At 35.7% G+C, this 21223-nt stretch carries 19 protein-coding genes; 7 read left to right on the top strand and 12 right to left on the bottom strand.

All coding sequences use genetic code 11. From position 1 onward, the window contains the following. Window positions 1-154: 154 nt before the first annotated feature. The gene (locus V7S76_RS03525) at window positions 155-2530 is read left to right on the top strand and encodes a TonB-dependent receptor (RefSeq protein ID WP_459508653.1); all 2376 of its coding nucleotides are present in this window, start codon (window positions 155-157) and stop codon (window positions 2528-2530) included. A gap of 2 nt (window positions 2531-2532) precedes the next feature. Continuing rightward, on the top strand, window positions 2533-3453 hold the full coding sequence (locus V7S76_RS03520; protein ID WP_459508652.1) for a DUF4249 domain-containing protein: 921 nt from the start codon (window positions 2533-2535) through the stop codon (window positions 3451-3453). 57 nt (window positions 3454-3510) lie between these two features. Here the strand turns inward: V7S76_RS03520 and porT are convergent, their stop codons facing one another. The 6 genes from porT to V7S76_RS03490 all read right to left on the bottom strand — a co-directional run bounded on the left by porT (window position 3511) and on the right by V7S76_RS03490 (window position 8991). Further along, the gene (gene porT / locus V7S76_RS03515) at window positions 3511-4242 is read right to left on the bottom strand and encodes a type IX secretion/gliding motility protein PorT/SprT (protein ID WP_459508651.1); all 732 of its coding nucleotides are present in this window, start codon (window positions 4240-4242) and stop codon (window positions 3511-3513) included. A gap of 10 nt (window positions 4243-4252) precedes the next feature. Beyond that, window positions 4253-4972 carry a bifunctional demethylmenaquinone methyltransferase/2-methoxy-6-polyprenyl-1,4-benzoquinol methylase UbiE gene (ubiE, locus tag V7S76_RS03510; protein WP_459508649.1) on the bottom strand — a complete coding sequence of 240 codons (720 nt, stop codon included), beginning with the start codon at window positions 4970-4972 and terminating at the stop codon, window positions 4253-4255. Between the two features lie 73 nt (window positions 4973-5045). Then, complete coding sequence (locus V7S76_RS03505) at window positions 5046-5972, bottom strand: AEC family transporter (protein WP_459508648.1); 927 nt, start codon at window positions 5970-5972, stop codon at window positions 5046-5048. Further along, complete coding sequence (bioA, locus tag V7S76_RS03500; RefSeq protein ID WP_459508647.1) at window positions 5969-7267, bottom strand: adenosylmethionine--8-amino-7-oxononanoate transaminase; 1299 nt, start codon at window positions 7265-7267, stop codon at window positions 5969-5971. The genes V7S76_RS03505 and bioA overlap by 4 nt, the downstream gene beginning before the upstream one ends. After that, a complete protein-coding gene (gene bioD / locus V7S76_RS03495; protein WP_459508646.1) occupies window positions 7245-7856 on the bottom strand; it encodes a dethiobiotin synthase in 612 nt (203 codons plus the stop codon). Before bioD ends, bioA begins: the two co-directional genes overlap by 23 nt. A 4-nt stretch (window positions 7857-7860) precedes the next feature. Next, entirely contained in the window at window positions 7861-8991 is a 1131-nt protein-coding gene (locus V7S76_RS03490; RefSeq protein ID WP_459508645.1) for an aminotransferase class I/II-fold pyridoxal phosphate-dependent enzyme, read from the bottom strand. Window positions 8992-9251: 260 nt separating this feature from the next. Between V7S76_RS03490 and rho the strand changes: the two genes are divergently transcribed. After that, window positions 9252-10748, top strand: a complete 1497-nt coding sequence (gene rho, locus V7S76_RS03485) for a transcription termination factor Rho (RefSeq protein WP_459508644.1) — start codon at window positions 9252-9254, stop codon at window positions 10746-10748. Between the two features lie 68 nt (window positions 10749-10816). Here the strand turns inward: rho and frr are convergent, their stop codons facing one another. The 3 genes from frr to V7S76_RS03470 form a co-directional block, all read right to left on the bottom strand. Continuing rightward, window positions 10817-11377 carry a ribosome recycling factor gene (gene frr / locus V7S76_RS03480; RefSeq protein WP_459508643.1) on the bottom strand — a complete coding sequence of 187 codons (561 nt, stop codon included), beginning with the start codon at window positions 11375-11377 and terminating at the stop codon, window positions 10817-10819. Between the two features lie 15 nt (window positions 11378-11392). Beyond that, a complete protein-coding gene (gene pyrH, locus V7S76_RS03475) occupies window positions 11393-12103 on the bottom strand; it encodes a UMP kinase (protein WP_459508642.1) in 711 nt (236 codons plus the stop codon). 124 nt (window positions 12104-12227) lie between these two features. After that, window positions 12228-12908 (bottom strand): fatty acid desaturase, encoded by a 681-nt coding sequence (locus V7S76_RS03470; RefSeq protein ID WP_459508640.1) that lies wholly within the window; start codon window positions 12906-12908, stop codon window positions 12228-12230. 66 nt (window positions 12909-12974) lie between these two features. Here V7S76_RS03470 and V7S76_RS03465 point away from each other — a divergent pair, with 66 nt between their 5' ends. Continuing rightward, window positions 12975-14732 (top strand): discoidin domain-containing protein, encoded by a 1758-nt coding sequence (locus V7S76_RS03465; RefSeq protein WP_459508639.1) that lies wholly within the window; start codon window positions 12975-12977, stop codon window positions 14730-14732. A 101-nt stretch (window positions 14733-14833) separates the two neighbouring features. Here the strand turns inward: V7S76_RS03465 and V7S76_RS03460 are convergent, their stop codons facing one another. Continuing rightward, the gene (locus V7S76_RS03460; protein WP_459508638.1) at window positions 14834-15808 is read right to left on the bottom strand and encodes a polyprenyl synthetase family protein; all 975 of its coding nucleotides are present in this window, start codon (window positions 15806-15808) and stop codon (window positions 14834-14836) included. A gap of 105 nt (window positions 15809-15913) precedes the next feature. On the opposite strand from V7S76_RS03460, the gene V7S76_RS03455 reads away from it, so the two are divergent. Next, a complete protein-coding gene (locus tag V7S76_RS03455; RefSeq protein WP_459508637.1) occupies window positions 15914-16849 on the top strand; it encodes a patatin-like phospholipase family protein in 936 nt (311 codons plus the stop codon). On the opposite strand, the gene rocD is transcribed toward V7S76_RS03455, so the two are convergent. Together rocD and V7S76_RS03445 are read right to left on the bottom strand one after the other, a co-directional pair. Beyond that, window positions 16846-18072, bottom strand: a complete 1227-nt coding sequence (rocD, locus tag V7S76_RS03450; protein ID WP_459508636.1) for an ornithine--oxo-acid transaminase — start codon at window positions 18070-18072, stop codon at window positions 16846-16848. The genes V7S76_RS03455 and rocD overlap by 4 nt on opposite strands. A gap of 2 nt (window positions 18073-18074) precedes the next feature. Further along, window positions 18075-19016, bottom strand: a complete 942-nt coding sequence (locus tag V7S76_RS03445) for a hypothetical protein (protein ID WP_459508635.1) — start codon at window positions 19014-19016, stop codon at window positions 18075-18077. Window positions 19017-19136: 120 nt separating this feature from the next. Here V7S76_RS03445 and nadB point away from each other — a divergent pair, with 120 nt between their 5' ends. Together nadB and V7S76_RS03435 are read left to right on the top strand one after the other, a co-directional pair. After that, the gene (nadB, locus tag V7S76_RS03440) at window positions 19137-20720 is read left to right on the top strand and encodes an L-aspartate oxidase (protein WP_459508634.1); all 1584 of its coding nucleotides are present in this window, start codon (window positions 19137-19139) and stop codon (window positions 20718-20720) included. A gap of 231 nt (window positions 20721-20951) precedes the next feature. Beyond that, a complete protein-coding gene (locus tag V7S76_RS03435; protein WP_459508633.1) occupies window positions 20952-21200 on the top strand; it encodes a hypothetical protein in 249 nt (82 codons plus the stop codon). Window positions 21201-21223: the final 23 nt, after the last annotated feature.

Below are 21223 nucleotides of genomic sequence, written 5' to 3'. Positions count from 1 at the left end.
ATTAAAAATATAATCGGAATTATATTGCCATTTTAATAAAAAAAATATCTATTTTTTGGTGATCGAAGTTATTATTTTTAAAATTCCATGCATTTAATCTTCTTCCAATATAATCTCGTTTTTTACGTTTAAATTTGTGATTCAATTCTTTCATATGAAATTAAAATTTTGCCTTGGTTTACTATTAACATTTTTATCCATTACGCTATTTGCTCAAAAATCTACCATTAGTGGTTATATCAAAGATAAATCGAACGGAGAAGGATTGATTGGTGCTAGCGTGTATGTCAAAGAATTAAAGTCGGGAACTTCTTCCAATACCTATGGTTTTTATAGTATAACGGTAGCGCCAGGTACCTATACCTTGGTTTTTTCTTCTACTGGATTCAAAAAAATAGAAAAGCAAATATCGTTAAGGGAAAATACCAAAGAACTTCCCATAGAATTGGAATCGGAAATTTCTGAATTGGCTGAGGTGAAAGTGACAGCACGTGCATTCGATGAGAATGTGAAAGGAATCGAGATGTCAGTTAATAAAATTGATATCAAAACAATACGAAAAATTCCTGCTCTGTTAGGCGAGGTAGATTTAGTGAGGGCTATTCAGCTTTTGCCCGGTGTTTCCACGGTGGGTGAAGGTGCCACGGGATTCAATGTGAGAGGTGGGGGTGTTGATCAAAATTTGGTTTTATTAGACGATGCACCAGTTTATAACTCATCCCATTTATTTGGATTCTTTTCTGTTTTCAATCCGGATGCTGTGAAGGATGTTAAATTGTATAAAGGTGGAATCCCTTCTTTGTACGGCGGTAGGGTTTCTTCCATTTTGGATGTAAAAATGAAAGAAGGGAACTCCAAGCAGCTGGAGGTGAATGGAGGAATAGGTGTCATTTTTTCTCGTTTGTCCCTAGAAGCGCCCATCATCAAAGACAAAGCCTCTTTTATCCTTGCTGCAAGAAGATCTTATATTGATATCTTAGCAAAGCCATTTTTAACAGGGACAAGTTCCAATGCGCAGTTCAACTTTTATGATTTAACGGCCAAGGTCAATTATAACATCAATACTAAAAATACCGTTTTTTTATCGGGGTATTTTGGTCGTGATGTTTTTGGAACTGGATTTGGTTTTAATTGGGGTAATTCGACTATCTCGGCACGTTGGAATCATGTTTTTTCCAATAAGCTTTTTTTAAATGCCACTACATTTTACAGCAATTATGATTATTTGCTAGACTCTGATTTAGAAAATAAGCGCCCTAATGATGCTTTTCGTTGGACTTCCAATATCGTGAATCTAAGCTTTAAACCTGATTTTACCTATTACATTCGACCCGATAACACTTTGACATTTGGTGGTCAAATTATCTCCTATGAATTTAAACCTGGTCAAGCAGTTGCGACTTCTGGTGGGGAAAAAAGAGAATTTGGACAAGCGAATAAGAAAGGGATTGAAACCTCTTTTTATGTCGGACATGAATGGAAAATTGCTCCTAAAATATCCCTGCAATATGGATTGCGTTATTCACATTACGATTACAAAAGTTTAAATGGGGAATATTATGAACGCTTAAAAGTAGGAATTAGTACCGAAAATCCTTCGGGATATAAATTGAAAATAATCAATGTAAATCCGGATGATAATGTTGCCTCTTATGGGAATTTTGAGCCAAGATTTGCGGTAAATATGAATATTAATGAAAGTTCATCTTTCAAAGCAAGTTATAATCGATTAGCTCAATATGTGCATTTAATGTCCAATACAGCCGCCTCGACTCCTTTGGATGTTTGGACCTCCTCAACCAACAACATTAAACCGCAGGTTGCCGATCAGGTGGCGCTTGGGTATTTTAAAAATTTCGGATCCAATAGCAATGATTATGAAGCATCCGTTGAGGTGTATTATAAGGATATGCAAAATCAGATTGACTATGCAGACCGAGCTAATTTATTTTTAAATCCTTATTTTGAAAAAGATTTGCTTTTTGGTGATGGTAGAGCTTATGGTATCGAGTGGTTTTTAAAGAAAAATACTGGGAAATTTACAGGATGGCTATCCTACACGCTCGCTAGAACGGAACGTAAAATTGAAGAACTGAATGGAAGCGATTGGTATGCCAATCGATATGATCGTACCCATACATTGAATATTATTGGTCAGTACCAATTATCTTCTAAATGGTCGTTTGGTGTTAATTTTGCGTATATTACGGGTGTACCTTATTCAATACCAGTACAAAAATACAGTTTTGAAGGGATCGCCTATCCGTTAACCTTGCCAGGAACTAGAGGTAATATTCGTGTCCCTGATTATCATCGAATGGATGTTTCGGCTACGAAAAAGAATAAAAAAGGGTTATTTAAAAAGGGTACCTCTGAGTGGGTATTTTCCATTTATAATCTCTATAATCGAAAAAATCCTTTCTCTATTTACACTCGTCCTAGCGAATCCAATGCCTTGCAAACTGAAGCGGTTCAACTTTCTATTATCGGATCATTTGTACCAGCTGTCACCTATAACTTTTCTTTCTAGCCATGCGAAATTTGACACGTTTTATCTACTTTTCATTCGCGATTATCTTTTTCTGCTCTTGCGAAGAAATAGTTACCTTAGATTCACCCAAATTTGATCATTTTTTGGTTGTTCAATCTACATTAACGGATCAAAAAGGTCCTCAAGAAATTTATTTGTCTCAATCACAAAATTATTTCGATAATTCTGAACCCATTGTCATTTCTGGTGCCAATGTTGAAGTAACCGACAATGAAGGCAATAAATATGCTTTCCTTGAAAACCCTGCTAAAAAAGGGGCATATGTGTGGACTCCTAAAAATGAAGTAGACGTTTTAGGCAAAGTGGGTCGAACTTATCAATTAGCAGTTAAATGGTCGGGCGAGTCTTTTTCTTCCGTTTCAAAAATGTATCGGGTTCCACCCATTGATTCAATCCTTTATGAATACAGCGATGCACTTGGAAGACAGTCGGGAGAGGATAAACCTAAGAAAGGCTATGATGCTCAATTTTTTGCTCGTGATCCTATGGGCACTGGTGATTGTTACCGGGTAAAATTTTATAGAAATGGAGTGTTGTATAACGGAACCAACAATTTGACCATTATGTATGATGCTAATTTTCAAAAAGGAGCTCAAGCTGATGGTTTGTTATTTATTTTACCTGTAAGAAGGTCAATATCCCCACAGTTATATCTAGAAAATGATAAAATTCGAATAGAATTATATTCTATTTCCGAAGACCAATTTAATTTTTATTCGCAAGCTCGTCAAGAACTAAACAATGCCGGATTATTTTCCCGTCCTGCTGCCAATATCCCAACCAATGTAATCAATACCAATCCAAGTTCGAAGATTCAAGGGGCTGGCTGGTTTGGAGTTTCCGCTATGTCAAGCTTGGAAACAATGGTAGATCCTAAAAAAGCTAGGACGAATTTAAAGTAGAAAACTTGGATTATTTAGTTGATCTATTTCGGAAACAAAGAGTAGATCAGAGATTATTTATTCGAAATTTAAAATTAATGTCACGGTGTGTGTGTTTAAAATATTAATCTGTTTTAAACGCATTGCAACAGCATCTACTGCGTCTGGCGATTGATACACATTCATTATGCCGTGTGAAAAGCGAATTTCTGGTGAGAATTTAAAGAACTGGAAAAATTGTTCAAAACCCATCCCATATTCCAATGCGATATCAGATCGATTGGCATAAATGGAATGGTTGTAATCATTATTCAAACTTGAAAAATCTTTGTTTCTTGTGTTGGCTTCAAATCCAATTTTGGCACCTGCTAAGACAAAAAATCGGTGATTTTTTCGTCTGATGGATCGAAATTTGATACCCACAGGTATTTCAAGCCACGTAGATTCTCTTAGGTAATTTAATGTAGAATGTTGGGTGGTTTTGATGGTTAATGGTTCAGTTAAATAATATTCCAAATGTCTTTCAAAAAGTGCCACATTAATACCTGACTTTATTTCGAAATGTCTACTCAAAGCATAATTCACAGTTCCTCCAATTTGAAAACCAAAGTATTTAGGTGAAATAATCAAATCAGAATTAGTAATGGAGCTTGAATAATTGAAGTTGGAACCCGCTAAACCGAATAAAAAACCAAAGTGTAGTGGTCTTGAGTCATAGTATTCATGAAAAGTACGTCTGTATTTGCTTTTTTGGGCAAACATAGATGTCGCTGATGCTATTAGTAATATGAGAACTAGGTATTTTTTCAATGTTTTATTCTTATTTTCTACCCAAATAAATAGAACAAATTCCTCCTGTCATAGGAATCCATTCGGTTTGTAAGTAACCTACTTTTTGATAAATAGATAAAAAATCTTTTCCATCTGGAAAGGCTTGAACCGATTCGGGAAGATAGGTATATGCTGCAGGGTCTTTGGAAATCATCTTTCCTAACAATGGCAACATATATTTGGAATAAATGGCATATAATTGTTTCATCGGAAATTTCTTAGGATTCGAAAATTCTAAAATCAAACAATAACCACCTGGTTTTAAAACCCTCAACATATCTGTCAAACCTTTCTCTAGATTTTCATAATTTCTTACTCCAAAGCTAACGGTAATGGCATCGAAACTATTGTCCTCAAAAGGTAAATTTTCTGAATCGCCCAATTGAAGCGTTATTTTGTTTTCTAAACCTAATTTTTTGATTTTCTCTTTTCCAAAGGACAACATTCCTTCTGAAATATCCACCCCGACAATTTTATCTGGATTTATTTTTAAGGTTTCTATCGCAAAATCGCCCGTTCCTGTGGCAATATCTAACACACTTTGAATATTCTTATTTTTTAATAATTGGATGGCTTTTTTTCGCCAAATGATATCAATTCCACCGCTTAATAAATGATTTAAAAAATCATATTTCGGGGAAATTGAATTGAACATTTCAGCAACTTGCTCTTTTTTACCTTTTTCTTGGTCTTTGTAGGGAACTACCATAAATTATTATTCTATCTTATTCTAACGATGGAACAAGAAATTTGTTTGGCAAAATTACCAAAATTATTTGGTTTTAATTGGCCATGTGAAAGGCATTCACCAAAATCCACATCAAACTAAAACTGATTAACATGGAAAAATTCACCAATGCCGCTGCAATACTTGTGTTGAATTCCAATTCATCTGAATAAGTGATCAACGTCATTCCTGCTGGTAAAATGATGCAGATGAGTAGCATATTTCGATAATGTTGATCAAATGGAACGAGATAATATAAAATAAAACCAGCCGTTAAACCCAAGGCATAACGAAATCCCAACACTTTAAATACTTTGAAATAGGCACTTTTGGGTAGTCTTATGCTGAAATATATCCCCATCAATAGTAATACCAATGGTTTATTTCCCTTTGCTACTACTCCAATAACTTCTGAAATAAATAGGGGAACAGGAATGTGCAATAAATTAATGGATAAGCCAATGAGCATCGCTAAAAATGGTGGTAAGGAAAAGACTTTCTTGAATATATGTTGAGCTATATTACCTTTTTTGGGTTGATTGGAAAGGTAATTTCCCACGCCATAGGTCACAATAAAGTTGATAACTGAATTCCCTAAGTCGAACATAGCTGCATACAATAATCCTTTCATCCCCCAAATTCCTTCAATCAACGGAAATGCAAATAGTCCCAAATTGTAGCCAGCACAACCCATCGTCAATATGCCTCGGTCAGCTGGATTTTCTTCGTTTTTGAATAATTGGAATCCCAAAAATGAACAAAGACATCCAAAAACAACACATATCAAGGGCATCCACAATAATTCAGCACTAATTTCTACCTGAATCATCGTGGTGAAAACCAAGGCTGGAAACGTTGAGTACATCAATAATCTCGTCACTGATTTACCATCTGAAATCTTGATGAATCCCCAGGATTTCAATAAATATCCGAGTCCAATAACAGCCAAGGCTGATCCGAAAACAAAATTGGGTGAATTCATTTTTGTGCTAATTGATTCGCAAAATTTTCAATTTCTTGGTAAATAAAATCAAGTTGTTGATTAGTTATGCAATATGGAGGTAAAATGTATAAGGTATTCCCCAATGGTCGTAAAAGTATTCCTTTTTCAATGAAATAACGATAAGCTACATCTCTAATGGAATGGGTATAGCCTTGGCTTTCACCAGTTTCTAGTTCAAATGCAATAATGGTACCTTGTTGACGAACGTTTTGAAGCACCGGATGTTTATCCAGCTTTTGTTTCCAAATTTGATGTTTTTCAACTATTCGTTCAATATTTTCCCATGTTTCTGCTTGTTCCATTAAATCCATGCTCGAATTAGCAGCTGCGCAAGCCAATGGATTGGCCGTAAAGGAATGAGAATGAAAAAGTGTTTTGATCCGATCTTGAGATAAAAATGCTTCAAATAACTGATTTGAACAGCAAGTGGCTCCCAAGGCCATCATTCCACCCGTTAAGCCTTTGGAAAAACAAGCTATATCTGGTTTATGATTCAGATAGTCCATGGCAAACCATTTGCCCGTTCGACCAAATCCAGTCATGATTTCATCCGCAATACATAAAACGCCATTCTTTTGTGCGAGCTCTATTAATTGATCAAGTGTTTCTGCTTGGTACATGAACATTCCACCTGCTCCTTGAATGAGAGGTTCGAAGATAAAGGCAGCATATTCTTCCGAATGTTGCATTTTTTCTTGGAGTGCTTGGATACATTCCTCTGATTTCTGGGGATTTGGTAAAAATTCCACCTCAAAAAGCATTTCCTGAAAAGGAGCATTGAATAGGCTAGGAGCTCCTAAACTCATGGCACCAAAGGTATCTCCATGATAAGCATCCTCAAAGGCAAGGATTTTCCTTTTAGAATGTTGCCCAAGATTGAAATAATATTGCAATGCCATTTTGATAGCCACTTCTACAGCTGTACTACCATTATCCGAAAAAAATACCTTCTCAAATTGTTGGGGTAAATGACTTAATAATCTTTCTGCTAATTGAATGGCAGGCTCATGGGTAAATCCAGCAAAAATGACTTGCTCAAGTTGTAAAGCTTGTTCATATATTTTTTTTGCCATGTAAGGATTGGCATGTCCATGAATATTTACCCACCAAGAGGATATGGCGTCAATGTAAATTTTTCCTTCTTCATCGAATAATTCAGCACCTTTCCCCGATACAATAGGGATAGAAATAGGTTCAATTTGGTGTTGAGTAAAGGGATGCCATATAATTCGTGCATCTCTTTCAGAAAGACTAGAATTGGACTTCTTTGGCATATTTTTGAATGATTTTTTCGTCGATTGTATCTTCTTGTCCTACTTTTAATAATACGGGTAATTGAGTGTGTTGGAGAATAAATGCTTCACCTGAAGTGTTGGTTTTTCCATTGAAAATGATTCCCTTTATTTCAATTTGATGAGCTTTTAATAATTCGTATGACAATAAAGTATGATTAATGCTGCCAAGATAGTTTTTTGAAACCAAAATGACAGGTAACTGCAGTTTTTTGATTAAATCAAGATTTGTCTGTTTAGCGTTTAGCGGAACCATTATTCCACCCGCTAATTCAATGATCAAGGCATCAGCTGTGATTGGGCAATTGAAATTTGCTATATCTATTTCTATGTCATCTATTTCAGCAGCTGTGTGCGGTGAAAGTGCTTGACTTAATTCATAAACACTTGGAATGATTTTTAATGAGGGTTCATTTACCCATTTTTTGATATAAAAGGAATCTCCATCCTCGATATTTCCAGCCTGGATTGGTTTCCAATAATGAGCGTGCAAAGCTTTGGTTAGAATGGCTGAAACAACTGTTTTGCCAATTTCTGTACCAATTCCAGCGATGATATATTGATGAACCATTGAACTATTTTTCTAAAATATTTATCAAAGATAACATATCTTCTTTTTGGGTTTCGGAACTTAAAGTAATTCTTATTCTTTCTTTTCCTTTTGCTACAGTAGGGTAGACGATCGGTTTGATGGCAAATCCTTTTTCTTGAGCTAGCCGGGCTTTTTCTCTTACTGCGTCATTTCCTTTTACAAAAAATGTTTGAATGGCACTTTGACTTTTTCCCCAATCACTGCTTGTTATTTGTGCACGAAAAAAATGAATGTTTTCGGTTAATTTAATTCTTAAGTCATGTTGAGTCCTTAAAAAATGAAGGGTAGTCAGCAAAGAACACACATGTGCAGGGCTAGGTGCAGTGGAATATATGAATGTACGAGCAAAATTGACCAAATATTCTCGGAGAATTTTTGACCCTAAAACGACAGCACCTGAATTGCCCCAAGCTTTGCCAAACGTAATAATTCTTGCGAAAATTTCAGGATGCCAAGCCTTTTCCACACATTTTCCTTCTCCATGAAGGCCATAAATTCCACCTGAATGTGCCTCATCTACGATGATTTCGGCATTGTATAGATTTTTTAATTCAATGAGTTGATCGATAGGCGCCTCATCACCATCCATGGAGTAAATGGATTCAACAATGATCCATTTGGGGGTTTCTTTGGGATATTGATTCAATAAATGAATCAAGTCATTTAAATCATTATGTTTGAAAATTCTTTTTTCAACTTTGTTTAATTTCAAACCATCGATTAAACTAGCGTGCAGTAATTTATCACAAAACAGCACATCTCCTTCCTGAGGAACACAAGATAGTAGGCCTAAATTCGCTTCAAAGCCTGATCCAAATAATAAGGCTGATTCGGATTGATGAAAAGCTGCGCATTCCTTCTCAAATAATTCGGTTAATTCTGAATTTCCAGAAATGAGTCGAGATCCTGTAGATCCATTGATAATCCTATTGTTAATTTTATAATCCTCAAAATTCGATAGAATTAAATTAGCCAATTCGATATTTTTGGCTAATCCCAAGTAATCATTTGAACAAAAATCTATTTTATTATCAATGATTTGTAATGACCTAAGTAAGCCAGATGATTGACGACTTTTTAAAATATCAGCTAATTTTTCTTCGGTACTTTTCATATATCATGTAAAATTAGCAAAGAAATTGACCTATTTCATCTTCTCTAATCTTCATTTTTGAAAAATAACTTGACAATCTAAACTTTCTGATGTACTATTGCATTACGTTTCAAAATCGCAAACGTTTCTATCAAGATTACAGATTCCAAAATTCTTATTTAGGTTAGTTCAAATCAACAATTCTTAATTTTTAAGATTTCCCTAGACCAAGGATTACGTAAACTGTTTATACCATTTTTGATTCATCATTTCCCCATTTTATGGAAGATAAACCGATTCGGAGAGTAAAAAAAGTACAAGAAGATACGCCCTCAGTAGAAAGACCAAAACGTCAAAGAATTAAAAGATCATCAGAAGATGATGCTGCACAAACCAATGTGGAATTCAGCGCACCTCCAGTTTCTGAACCAGCACCTGCTGAAATAGAAGCCTCTGAGGGCTTAGGTTCCATGGAAGAGCCCATTGAATATGACGCAATTATTCCTCCGGATGATTTTATGGTGGATACATCATTTATCACAGGTGATGATTCGTCGAACAATCAGGCCGTAGATGTAAGTAAGTTGCCAAAAGATGAGCCATCTGCTGCTCCTGCCAATAATTTCAAACGAAATAACTACAATCACATCATTAAAGAATTAGATGGTTTGATTGAAAATGATGGAGTTTTGGAAATTATGCAAGATGGAGGTTATGGTTTCATGCGTTCATCGGATTATAATTATTTAGCATCACCAGATGATATTTATGTTTCTCCTTCACAAATCAAAATATTTGGTTTGAAAACAGGTGATACAATCAAAGGAACGATCCGTCCACCAAAAGAAGGTGAAAAATATTTTGCTTTGTTGAAAATTGAGTCGGTCAATGGTAAAACCACCGATGAAATTCGTGACCGTATCAATTTCGAATACCTTACTCCGTTGTTCCCGGAAGAAAAGTTGAATTTATCTACGAATGCAGACAATTATTCAACTCGTATTTTGGATTTATTTGCCCCTATAGGTAAAGGTCAACGTGGTATGATTGTTGCACAACCCAAAACCGGTAAAACGGTCTTATTGAAAGATATCGCCAATGCGATTTCTAGAAATCATCCGGAAGTTTATTTAATCATTTTATTGATTGATGAACGCCCAGAAGAGGTAACCGATATGCAAAGAAGTGTGCGTGCAGAAGTGATTTCATCTACGTTTGATGAACAAGCCGAACGTCATGTGAAAGTGGCTAGCATTGTATTGGAAAAAGCCAAAAGAATGGTTGAATGTGGCCATGATGTGGTTATTTTATTGGATTCCATTACTCGTTTAGCGAGAGCCTATAACACCGTTGTACCATCATCCGGAAAGATTTTATCTGGAGGGGTAGATGCCAACGCACTTCATAAACCAAAACGTTTCTTTGGCGCAGCTAGAAATGTTGAAAATGGTGGTTCCTTAACCATTATTGCGACAGCATTGATTGAAACAGGTTCTAAAATGGATGAGGTAATCTTTGAAGAATTCAAAGGTACGGGTAACATGGAGCTTCAATTAGATCGTAAATTAGCTAATAGAAGAATTTATCCTTCTATCGACGTGACTGCATCGGGTACCAGACGTGAAGATTTATTGATGGATCCGGCAGTGTTACAACGCGTTTGGATATTACGTAAACATATGTCTGATATGAATTCAGTAGAAGCTATGGAATTCTTACAACAGCAAATGAAGGGTACACGTAGTAATGAGGAGTTCTTGGTTTCTATGAACCGATAATTGAATTGTGAGTTATGAGTTATGAGTTGTAAATTTTACTTTCTCCTAATTCATAACTCATAATTATTTTAAACTGACATGATATCTTTTTCTTTGTCGGTAAAAATGCCATCAATTTTTTGAATAAATGCATCCGTGATTTTTTGAATGCGCTCTTCGCTCATTTTAATTGCATCTTCCGAAACACCTTCTCCTTTTAGTTTTTTGATACTATTGTTAGCATCCTGACGAGCATTACGGATATTTATTTTCGCTGTTTCGATTTCTTGTTTAACTCGCTTAACCAAATCACGTCTTCTTTCTTCTGTCAAAGGAGGGATGTTCAAACGGATAGTATCTCCATCATTCATCGGATTTAATCCTAGATTAGAATTTCGGATGGCTTTTTCAATTTCGCCAAAAATACCTCTTTCAAAAGGTTTGATCGCAATGGTTCTTGCATCTGGTGTTGTAATAGAAGCGGCTCCTGTGATAGGAGTCATCATTCCGTAGTATTCAATCATTAATCCATCCAACATACTGGTACTTGCTTTACCTGCACGGATTTTTGATAATTCAATATTTAAGTGTTTAATGGCACCATCCATGGTTTCTTGACCAGCGGCAACATAAAATTCTAATTCTTCCATTGTATTAAAATTCAATTAACTAATTAATGTTCCTACATCTTCACCGATTACTAAGGAGGCAAGATTGCCACTTTTATTCATGTCGAATACGATAATCGGTACATTGTTTTCTTGGCAAAGTGTAAAGGCTGTTGTATCCATGATTTTTAAGCCTTTTTGTATAGCTTCGCCAAAACTCAAATTGGTATATCTTGTTGCTGTTGGGTCTTTTTCAGGATCGGCTGTATAAACACCATCAACGCGAGTGCCTTTTAAAACCACATCCGCCTCGATTTCAATGGCTCTTAAAGATGCCGTTGAATCTGTTGTGAAATAAGGGTTACCTGTGCCAGCTCCAAAAATAACTATCCGTCCTTTTTCCAAATGTCGCATTGCTCTTCGTCGAATAAATGGCTCGCAAACGGATTCCATTTTCAAGGCTGTCATCATACGAGTATATAATCCATGCTTTTCTAAAGATGCTTGAACAGCCATTCCATTGATTACCGTGGCCAACATTCCCATGTAATCTCCTTGAACACGGTCTATACCTGCCTTTGCAGCGGCTGCACCACGAAAAATGTTGCCTCCACCAATTACAATTGCCACTTCTACTCCTAAATCATGTACCTTTTTAATTTCCGACGCATATTGATCCAAAATGTTAGGGTCAATTACTTCTGAATCGGTAGATAATGATTCACCAGATAATTTAAGAAGAATTCGTTTGTATTTGGGTTCTTTCATTTGGAGTGTAATTATGAACTAATTTGAGTGCTGCAAATTTAGAAAATAATTTGGGTATTTATGCGCAATGAATTGGAAGAATGTAACCTTTCATTCCTTGTATATCCATTTATGGAACAAATTGTTATTTTGTTTGGAATAATTTCCACCAAGGTAAATAGGGGTAAGCATGGTGTTCAAAGTGATAACCAAAAAAATAGCAGGAGATAAATGCCCATAGGTGGTTTTTTTTCTGACTTCTGGATTGATGAATATTTTCTGCCGCATGTTCTCCTCGATGAGGTAAAAAGGTGCCAAAATAAAAAAGCTGCATGGTACTTAAGATGGCTGGTAATTCCCAAAATAGGATTAAATTTTCCATCGGGAACCAAATTTTTAAAACGTTGTAAGCAATGGCCATCGCCAATATTTGAGACCAATGAACGTATTGTAAAATGAATTTCAGCCACCATAAAAAGAAGTTTCCTTGATGTACATCTGGATCCTTCGCTGTATTGACATACGCATGATGCATGTGATGTTTTTTGCTCAATAAGCTGTAATTGTTGAAAGCAAAAAGAATGGTACATATACGGCCCATCCATTGGTTAATACGAGGGTATTCGGTAGAAACTACTCCATGGATCGAATCATGCGAACTAATGAATAATCCCGTATATAAGTGGGTTTGAATCAAAATACTGACATAAATCCAAGGGCTGGTAAAATCAACGGGATGATTGATCCAAAATGCCAAATGCAAAAACCAAAGAAGTATAATTAGACTAGCTATGATTATTCCCAAATTCTTTTGAATGAAATGCATGAAGCTGATTTTAGAGTTTCAGAATAAATCCTTTAAATTTGATTATTCCTTTGTAACCCCAAAACTATGAAATTTGTTCTACTAAGTGCAATTGCTTGTTATTTAACTTTGCTATTTTCCATCCAAAAAGTGGAAGCCCAACAAACTTATTGCAATCCCATGAATTTGGATTATGGATTTACACCCATTCCCAATTTTTCAGAACAAGGTCGTCATCGAGCAACTGCGGATCCCGTTATTTCCTATTTTAAAGATAAATATTATCTTTTTTCAACCAATCAATGGGGCTATTGGACGAGTGATAATATGTTAAAGTGGGATTTCATACCTAGGAAATTTCTTCAACCTTACCACAAAGTGTATGATGAACTATGTGCTCCCGCGACTCTTACTTTAGGTGATAGTTTACTCGTGATTGGTTCTACGTATGCCAAAGATTTCACTTTATGGTACAGTCAAAATCCTCAAAAAGATACTTGGAAAGAGGCGGTTCATGCATTTACTGCTGGTGCATGGGATCCTGCCTTTTTTTTAGATGATGATAACCGATTGTATTTATACCACGGATCAAGTAATTTTTATCCCATGTATGGACAAGAAATTGACCGAAAAACACTTCAGCCCATTGGCGAAAGAAAAGATTTAATTCATTTGAATGATGAAATTCATGGATGGGAGAGATTCGGTGAATACCAAGATAATACCTTCCTAAAACCTTTTATGGAGGGTGCTTGGATGAATAAATACAAAGGGAAATATTACCTCCAATATGGCGCACCAGGAACGGAATTTTCTGCCTATGGTGATGGCGTTTATACCTCAGATCACCCGATGGGTCCATTCACTTATCAAGCACACAATCCCTTTTCATTTAAGCCAGGAGGATTTACCAGAGGTGCGGGTCATGGTGCTACCTTTGAAGGACGTTATGGAAATTATTGGCATATTTCCACCATTACAATTGCCGTAAAAAATAGTTTTGAGAGAAGATTGGGTTTGTGGCCAACTACCTTTGACAAGGATGGCATCTTGTACACAGAAACAGCTTATGGAGATTATCCCTATTATATGCCTACCAAAACTTTTGAGAAACCAAGAGATTTATTTACAGGTTGGATGTTGTTGAATTACAATAAACCAGTGAAGGTTTCATCAAGTCTACAGGCTTATTCGCCCAATTTTGCGGTGGATGAACAATTGAAGACCTATTGGTCAGCAAAAAGTAACAAAAAAGGGGAGTGGATAGAATCAGATTTAGGAGAAATTTCCACGGTTAAAGCGATTCAATTGAATTATGCTGATCAAGACGTAGACTCTAGTTTTTTGGGAAAAATGAATGGAATTTATCATCAATATCAAGTTTTTTCTTCCATCGATGGTAAAAATTGGAAGCTGTTAATTGATAAATCAACAAATAAAACAGATGTTCCACATGATTACGTAGAACTTGAAAAGCCCGTGGAGGCACGTTACATCAAGATGATCAATATTCACATGGCTGCTGGTAAATTTGCGATCAGCGGTTTACGCGTTTTTGGCAAAGGTCATGGAGCAAAACCTAGTCAAATTAATGATTTAATTGTTTTAAGAGGTGATCATGATAAACGAAGTGCTTGGTTAAAGTGGGGTATTAACCCCAAAGCAACAGGCTATGTTATTTATTCAGGTATCGCACCAAATAAATTATACACCTCTGTTCAAGTCTTTGGAGCAAATGAATATTATTTCAAGTCGATGGACAAAGACAGAACCTATTATTTCCAAATAGAGGCTTTTAATGAAAATGGCATAGGGGAGAGAGGAAAGGTGATTGAATCTAAGTAATAGGTAATAGGTAAAAGGTAATAGGTAATAGGTAAAATAAATGAAATGGTAAAGTTAAGAACTTACCTAAAAATGCATTTGACTACCTCTTACATCATTCATCATTTGGCTCTCTCAATGGTATAACTCAATAAATCTCCTAACGATTTTCGGTAGATGGATTCAGGGAATATGGATAGTATTTCTCGGGCCTCGTCGGCTATATCATGCATTTTTTGAGTAGCATAGGTAAGTCCTCCAGTGGATTTAACAAAATCAATGACTTCCTTTACTTTAATGGGATTTTCAGAATCATTTTTGATGATCGAAATAATATTTTTTCGGGTTTTTCTGTCTGTATTTTGCAATGCATGAATCAATGGCAAAGTCATTTTCTTTTCTTTGATGTCGATTCCTAAAGGTTTTCCAATTTCATCTTCACCATAATCAAATAAATCATCCTTGATTTGAAAAGCTAATCCAACCTTTTCTCCAAAACTTCTTGCTTGATCGATTAATTCCTCGGAGGCTTCCGTAGATTGTGCCCCAACTGCGCAGCAAGAAGCAATTAATGTGGCTGTCTTTTTACGGATGATCTCAAAATAAACTTCTTCTGTGATGTCCAATTTACGGGCTTTTTCCATTTGCAAAAGTTCTCCTTCGGACATTTCTCGAACCGCCGTTGAAACGGAACTTAATAATTCAAAATCTTTATTTTCAACAGAAAGTAATAATCCTTTTGATAATAAATAATCCCCTACCAATACTGCTATTTTATTTTTCCAAATGGCATTGACAGAGAAAAACCCTCTTCTATAGTTGGAATCATCTACTACATCATCGTGAACCAAAGTGGCTGTATGTAGTAATTCGATTAATGCAGCACCTCTGTGGGTTTTTTCATTTATCTCTCCAAAACAGCCTGCTGTTAAAAAAACAAACATAGGGCGCATTTGCTTGCCTTTCCGTTGAACGATGTAGTTCATGATGGTATCCAAAAGCATTACTTTGGTTTTCATGAATTGTCTAAATTTCCCTTCAAACGCTTTCATCGGCTCTGCGATAGGTGCTTGAATTTGCGAAAGAGAAAGTGACATTATCTTAGAATTTATATTATTTACGTATTAGGCCATCACGAATATTCAGTAAATTTAATCACATTTACGGATATTTTTTCTGTTCATCCCAAATAATAGGTTTTTATGAGTAACATTTTGGTGCTTGCAGGTGGATCGGTCAAAGGTGCTTTTCAAGCGGGTGTGATAAAAGCATTATTTGAAAAGGGATATATGCCTGATACGATTTATGGAGTTTCTGCTGGTAGCTTAAATGCATCTTATTTAGTCAATCAATTTGGACTTCAAGAAATATCAGGTGAACCATTGAATGCCATTCAAGCTGGAAATGATCTTTGGGATTTTTGGGAAACTCGAATCACTAGACCCGATTGCCTATCGGAACCTTTTGGATTGTTCGAATTGGGATGGACTGCCTTAACTAAAAAATTCAAAGGTTTGGTAAGCACTAAACCTTTAAGGCGTTTGGTTGAAGACATGCTTTCCATGCGGAATTTACATGCTAGTCCGATTGGCTTGAAAATAGGTGCCGTAAATATTGTAGATGGAGGAATTCATTATGTTGATCCTAGTTACGAACATTTTTTCGATTATTTAATGGCTTCATCGGCAGTTCCTATTTTAATGCCTGTGGTTAAAATAAATGGTGATGACCGCAAAAGTTTTTTGGATGGTGGCTTACGAGATGTCGCACCTTTACAAAAAGCTTTATTGGATGGCGGTAGCAATATCGTTTGCATCAGTTGTCATACAGAAAGAATCGAAGGAGGATTGTTTGATTCAGGCGATTTACTTGCTTTGGTAGATCGAGTAATGGACATTGCTGTCAATGAAATATTGAATGCTGATTTGAGAGAATCTTTATCGATGAATGACTCACTTCCGAGTGATGGCTCAGTAGCTTTACATGGTCCTTTTGCAGGACGGAAAAAAGTTAATATTGTTTCTATTCGCCCATTACAGCCCATTAATATTGATATTCAAAAATTTACCAAGTTAGATATTCGTAAAATGTTAGAAATAGGATATGCTACAGGTCAATCGATTGATCTGAAATTTTAGGCTTGTCCTGTATTTGCCAAGGATTTGTCAATTATCTTGACAGCCATGGAAATTTCTTCACTTGTAATACATAGTGGAGGTGCTAATCGTATTTTATTTCCATGAGTAGGTTTAGCTAAAAGTCCATTTTTCATTAATTCCATACATATTTCCCAAGCCAGTGGGCTTTCTTCATCCGAATTGATTTCGATGGCGCAAAGCAAACCCTTACCTCTGATTTCTCTAATGATAGGATATTTCGTTTGCAAATTCTTCAGCTGATCTTGTAATTCTTCACCTCTCATTTGTGCATTTTCAGCTAACTGTTCATCTTCTAAAATATCGATGGCTTCCGATGCAACTGCACACGCTACTGGATTACCTCCGAAAGTAGATCCATGTTCTCCTGGTTTTATGGTTAACATGATTTCATTGTTGGCTAAAACAGCTGAAACAGGCATGAATCCGCCAGAAAGAGCTTTGCCTAACAATAAAATATCGGGATGAACATGTTCATGATCACAGGCAAGTGATGCGCCTGTTCTACCTAATCCGGTCTGAATTTCATCCGCTATGAATAATACATTTGATTGTTGGCACAATGAAAATGCTTTAGACAAATAACCAGGCTCTGGAATAATAACACCTGCTTCTCCTTGAATGGGTTCCACCATAAAACCTGCCACATTCGGGTCTTTTAAAGCGATTTCTAAGGCACCTAAGTCGTTATAAGGAATTTTGATATAACCAGGTAAATAGGGTCCAAAGTTATGAAAACTACTTGGGTCGCTGGAGGCAGAAATTGCAGCTAAAGTTCGACCCCAAAAATTACCTTCCGCAACGATGATTTTTGCTTGATTGGCAGGAATTCCTTTGATTTCATATGCCCATTTACGGCAAAGTTTCAAGGCAGTTTCACCAGCTTCAACGCCCGTGTTCATGAATAAAACTTTATCATAATTAAACGTATGAGCTAGTTTTTGTTCGGCTAAACCTAATTGGTCATTGTAAAATGCGCGGGAACTTAAGGTAAGGTTTTGTATTTGTTGGGTCATAGCCTTGATTAATCTAGGATGACAATGTCCTTGATTAACTGCGCTGTAGGCGGATAGAAAGTCGAGATAACGATTTCCTTCCACATCCCAAACAAAAACCCCCTTGCCTTTTGATAAAACAACAGGCAAGGGGTGATAATTGTGGGCGCCAAAATTAGATTCTAAATCAATGTAATCTTGGGCTCTCATATTTATTTAACTTCAAAAGAACCTGTTCCGATTTTGAAACCTTCTGAATATAATTCTACCGAATATTTTCCGGCTTTGTAAGCCACACCTCCACGGTTGTAAAAAATATCCACGTTTTGATTATCATTCGAATAGGTGATAGTTTCTTTATTGGTGAAAATCATTTCTTTACCATCAACAGTGAATTTACCGGAACCAGCAGCCTCATCTGATACTATCGCACCTTCTCCATCCAATAAACGTAAGTAAATAACTTTGTTTTCAAGTTTCGTAATTGGATTTTGAGCTAAGCTGAAACTAACCTTCAATTTTTCAATTCTTTTGCCATTGAAACGAGATTTTTCTAGCTCTTTACCATTCGCTTTTACTGTCGTTACTTTCAAATTTTGCGCTTTCAATGCTGCACCAATACTTACTTTTCTAGCTAATTCTTTATTTTTTGCAGCAACTAAATTGATTGAATCATTCAAACTTTGATTTTGAGTTTTTAGACCTGTATTCTCAGAGTTCAATGTTTCATTTTTAGTTGATAATACCTTGTTGTCTTCGGTTAAAATTCCATTTTGTCTTTTTAACTCAACAATTTCTGCATCTTTTTGACTCAATACTAAATCATATTCCTTGATTTTTGCTGTATAAGATTCAATTGTTGCATGATTTGCTTTTTTCAAGGAAGCTTTATCTTGTTCCAATTGAACTTTTAATGCTTCCAAATCTTCTACTTGACCACCTAGCGACTTGATTTCTGCTATTTTACTATCAAGTTGGGTAGAAATTGAATCCAATTTGCTGCGAGTATTCGCTAATTCGGTTGCTTTTTCTTCAATGGTTTTTGCTTGAGAATTTGCCAAATCATTTGAACGGTAATATAGTACACCTAAAACAGCTATTAATACAGCCATTACAATTAGTGCTATTTTAGACGTGTTGTTTGAGTTTTCCATTTGGAATAAATTGATTTTTAAGGGTTTAATTTTTTTAATTCAGTTTCGAAATTACAATTAAATATTAATAATTCCATTAAATTAACGTTTTTGGTTACTTTTGTTGAATTATTTTTGCTTATGCCTACATATGATTTTTTAGTTATTGGATCTGGGATTGCTGGGCTTTCCTACACTGCAAAATTGGCGGACCATTTCGAAAAACGAAATGTACCTGTAAAAATTGCCATCATAACTAAAACCATTGCAGAAGAAACCAATACTAAATACGCACAAGGTGGCATCGCCGCGGTATGGGATCAAGCCGATTCCTTCGAAAAACACATCGATGACACGATGGTGGCAGGGGATTTTTTAAGTGATAAACATGTAGTCGAAATAGTGGTCAAAGAAGCACCCGAACGATTAAAAGAATTAATCGATTATGGAACGGATTTTGATAAAAAAGCCGATGGATCTTTTGATTTAGTAAAAGAAGGCGGCCATTCGGATAAAAGAATATTGCATTATAAAGATTCAACAGGTAATGAAATAGAACGTGCTTTGTTGGCAAAAATAAAATCCTATCCTTTTGTGGATTTTTTCACGCATTATTATGCGGTTGATTTGATTACCCAACATCATTTAGGTGAAAAAGTTACGAAAGATACTCCTCATAAAAAGTGTTTTGGAGTTTATGTTTTGAATGAAAAAAGTCAAAAAGTAGAAACTTTTTTGGCAAAAACTACTCTGTTGGCCACCGGCGGAATCGGTCAGGTTTATCAATCTACTACCAATCCAACCATTGCGACGGGCGATGGGATAGCGATGGCTTATCGAGCAAAGGCCTTTGTAGAAGGCATGGAATTTATTCAATTTCATCCAACGGCACTTTATCAACCCGGAAAGAAACCTTCTTTTTTGATTTCGGAGGCAGTACGTGGACATGGAGGAATATTGAAAACCCTTGACGGGAAAACCTTCATGGAAAAATACGATGCTCGACTTTCTTTGGCACCTCGCGATATTGTGGCAAGAGCAATTGATTCCGAAATGAAGAAAAATGGTACGGAGCATGTTTATTTAGATACGAGGCATATTCCTAAAAATGAAATTTTGGAGCATTTTCCCATGATTTACAATCATTGTTTGAAAAATTTGGGAATTGATATGTCGGTGGATATGATTCCAGTGGTTCCCGCGCAACATTATTTATGTGGAGGTATTATTGTGAATGAATATGGACAAAGTAATATTCAGAATTTATATGCCGCTGGGGAATGTTCCTTCACGGGTCTTCATGGAGCCAATCGATTAGCTTCTAATTCCCTGCTAGAAGCTATTGTCTATGCACATAGGGCATTTTTGAAATCAATTGAAGAGTTTGGTTCACATGATTTACCTCAAAATATTCCCGATTGGAATGATGATGGTACTCGCCATCCTGAAGAAATGGTTTTGGTTACGGAAATGACGCGTGAATTAGAATCCATCATGAGTAATTATGTTGGAATTGTTCGGACAGATCGCCGATTAAAAAGAGCGTATGATCGTTTGGAATTAATTTATTTGGAGCACGAAGAGTTATACCGTCAATCGAAAATTACTGTACCACTTTGTGAATTAAGAAATATGATTAATGTGGCTTACTTAATCATCAAACATGCACGAGCCCGACAAGAAAATAAAGGCTTACACTACAATCTTGATTTAATTTCTACGTAAACCAATTTGTCTGATTTTGTCTAATTTGTTAATGATCAGTTAATAATTTCATTATGCAAATATAAAATTGCATGATTCTAATGCAATTTGGTACTTCTTTGGTACTTTTTTGGTGCCATCTCAACTATTATTTATCAATAATCTTGTGAAACTTTACATCGTCAGTTGCAACGACAGGTAAAACCTATAACCTACAATAATTGGTATTTAATTAATAAACCATTACTAAAGATGAAGAAGTTGAAAATTACTCTAGGAATTTTATTTGTATTTCAAATGTTTGCGTTTGGTGCTTTTGCTGCTAATACAACAGAAAAAGTTGCTGAAAATAAATTAGCTATTAAAGCTGCTGATTGTTGCTTATTTTGGGGAGGGACAACAACCTTCGCCGTTCAAGTATGCGGATATGGTGATCAAAACTGTGTTATTGCTAAAATGATTCACGGGATTCTTTATAAAAGAATGACGAAGAAAAAATAAATTAAATTTAAATTGTTGATTAT

This window comes from Aquirufa sp. ROCK2-A2, assembly GCF_054558485.1.
This window is presented reverse-complemented; position numbering and strand designations above follow the sequence as displayed.

Excerpts from the sequence above, each read along its gene's own strand:
- V7S76_RS03525 (WP_459508653.1), top strand. The coding sequence starts at position 155 with ATGAAATTAAAATTTTGCCTTGGTTTACTATTAACATTTTTATCCATT.
- V7S76_RS03520 (WP_459508652.1), top strand. The coding sequence starts at position 2,533 with ATGCGAAATTTGACACGTTTTATCTACTTTTCATTCGCGATTATCTTT.
- ubiE (WP_459508649.1), bottom strand. The coding sequence starts at position 4,972 with ATGGTAGTTCCCTACAAAGACCAAGAAAAAGGTAAAAAAGAGCAAGTT.
- V7S76_RS03505 (WP_459508648.1), bottom strand. The coding sequence starts at position 5,972 with ATGAATTCACCCAATTTTGTTTTCGGATCAGCCTTGGCTGTTATTGGA.
- bioA (WP_459508647.1), bottom strand. The coding sequence starts at position 7,267 with ATGCCAAAGAAGTCCAATTCTAGTCTTTCTGAAAGAGATGCACGAATT.
- bioD (WP_459508646.1), bottom strand. The coding sequence starts at position 7,856 with ATGGTTCATCAATATATCATCGCTGGAATTGGTACAGAAATTGGCAAA.
- V7S76_RS03490 (WP_459508645.1), bottom strand. The coding sequence starts at position 8,991 with ATGAAAAGTACCGAAGAAAAATTAGCTGATATTTTAAAAAGTCGTCAA.
- rho (WP_459508644.1), top strand. The coding sequence starts at position 9,252 with ATGGAAGATAAACCGATTCGGAGAGTAAAAAAAGTACAAGAAGATACG.
- frr (WP_459508643.1), bottom strand. The coding sequence starts at position 11,377 with ATGGAAGAATTAGAATTTTATGTTGCCGCTGGTCAAGAAACCATGGAT.
- pyrH (WP_459508642.1), bottom strand. The coding sequence starts at position 12,103 with ATGAAAGAACCCAAATACAAACGAATTCTTCTTAAATTATCTGGTGAA.
- V7S76_RS03470 (WP_459508640.1), bottom strand. The coding sequence starts at position 12,908 with ATGCATTTCATTCAAAAGAATTTGGGAATAATCATAGCTAGTCTAATT.
- V7S76_RS03465 (WP_459508639.1), top strand. The coding sequence starts at position 12,975 with ATGAAATTTGTTCTACTAAGTGCAATTGCTTGTTATTTAACTTTGCTA.
- V7S76_RS03460 (WP_459508638.1), bottom strand. The coding sequence starts at position 15,808 with ATGTCACTTTCTCTTTCGCAAATTCAAGCACCTATCGCAGAGCCGATG.
- V7S76_RS03455 (WP_459508637.1), top strand. The coding sequence starts at position 15,914 with ATGAGTAACATTTTGGTGCTTGCAGGTGGATCGGTCAAAGGTGCTTTT.
- rocD (WP_459508636.1), bottom strand. The coding sequence starts at position 18,072 with ATGAGAGCCCAAGATTACATTGATTTAGAATCTAATTTTGGCGCCCAC.
- V7S76_RS03445 (WP_459508635.1), bottom strand. The coding sequence starts at position 19,016 with ATGGAAAACTCAAACAACACGTCTAAAATAGCACTAATTGTAATGGCT.
- nadB (WP_459508634.1), top strand. The coding sequence starts at position 19,137 with ATGCCTACATATGATTTTTTAGTTATTGGATCTGGGATTGCTGGGCTT.
- V7S76_RS03435 (WP_459508633.1), top strand. The coding sequence starts at position 20,952 with ATGAAGAAGTTGAAAATTACTCTAGGAATTTTATTTGTATTTCAAATG.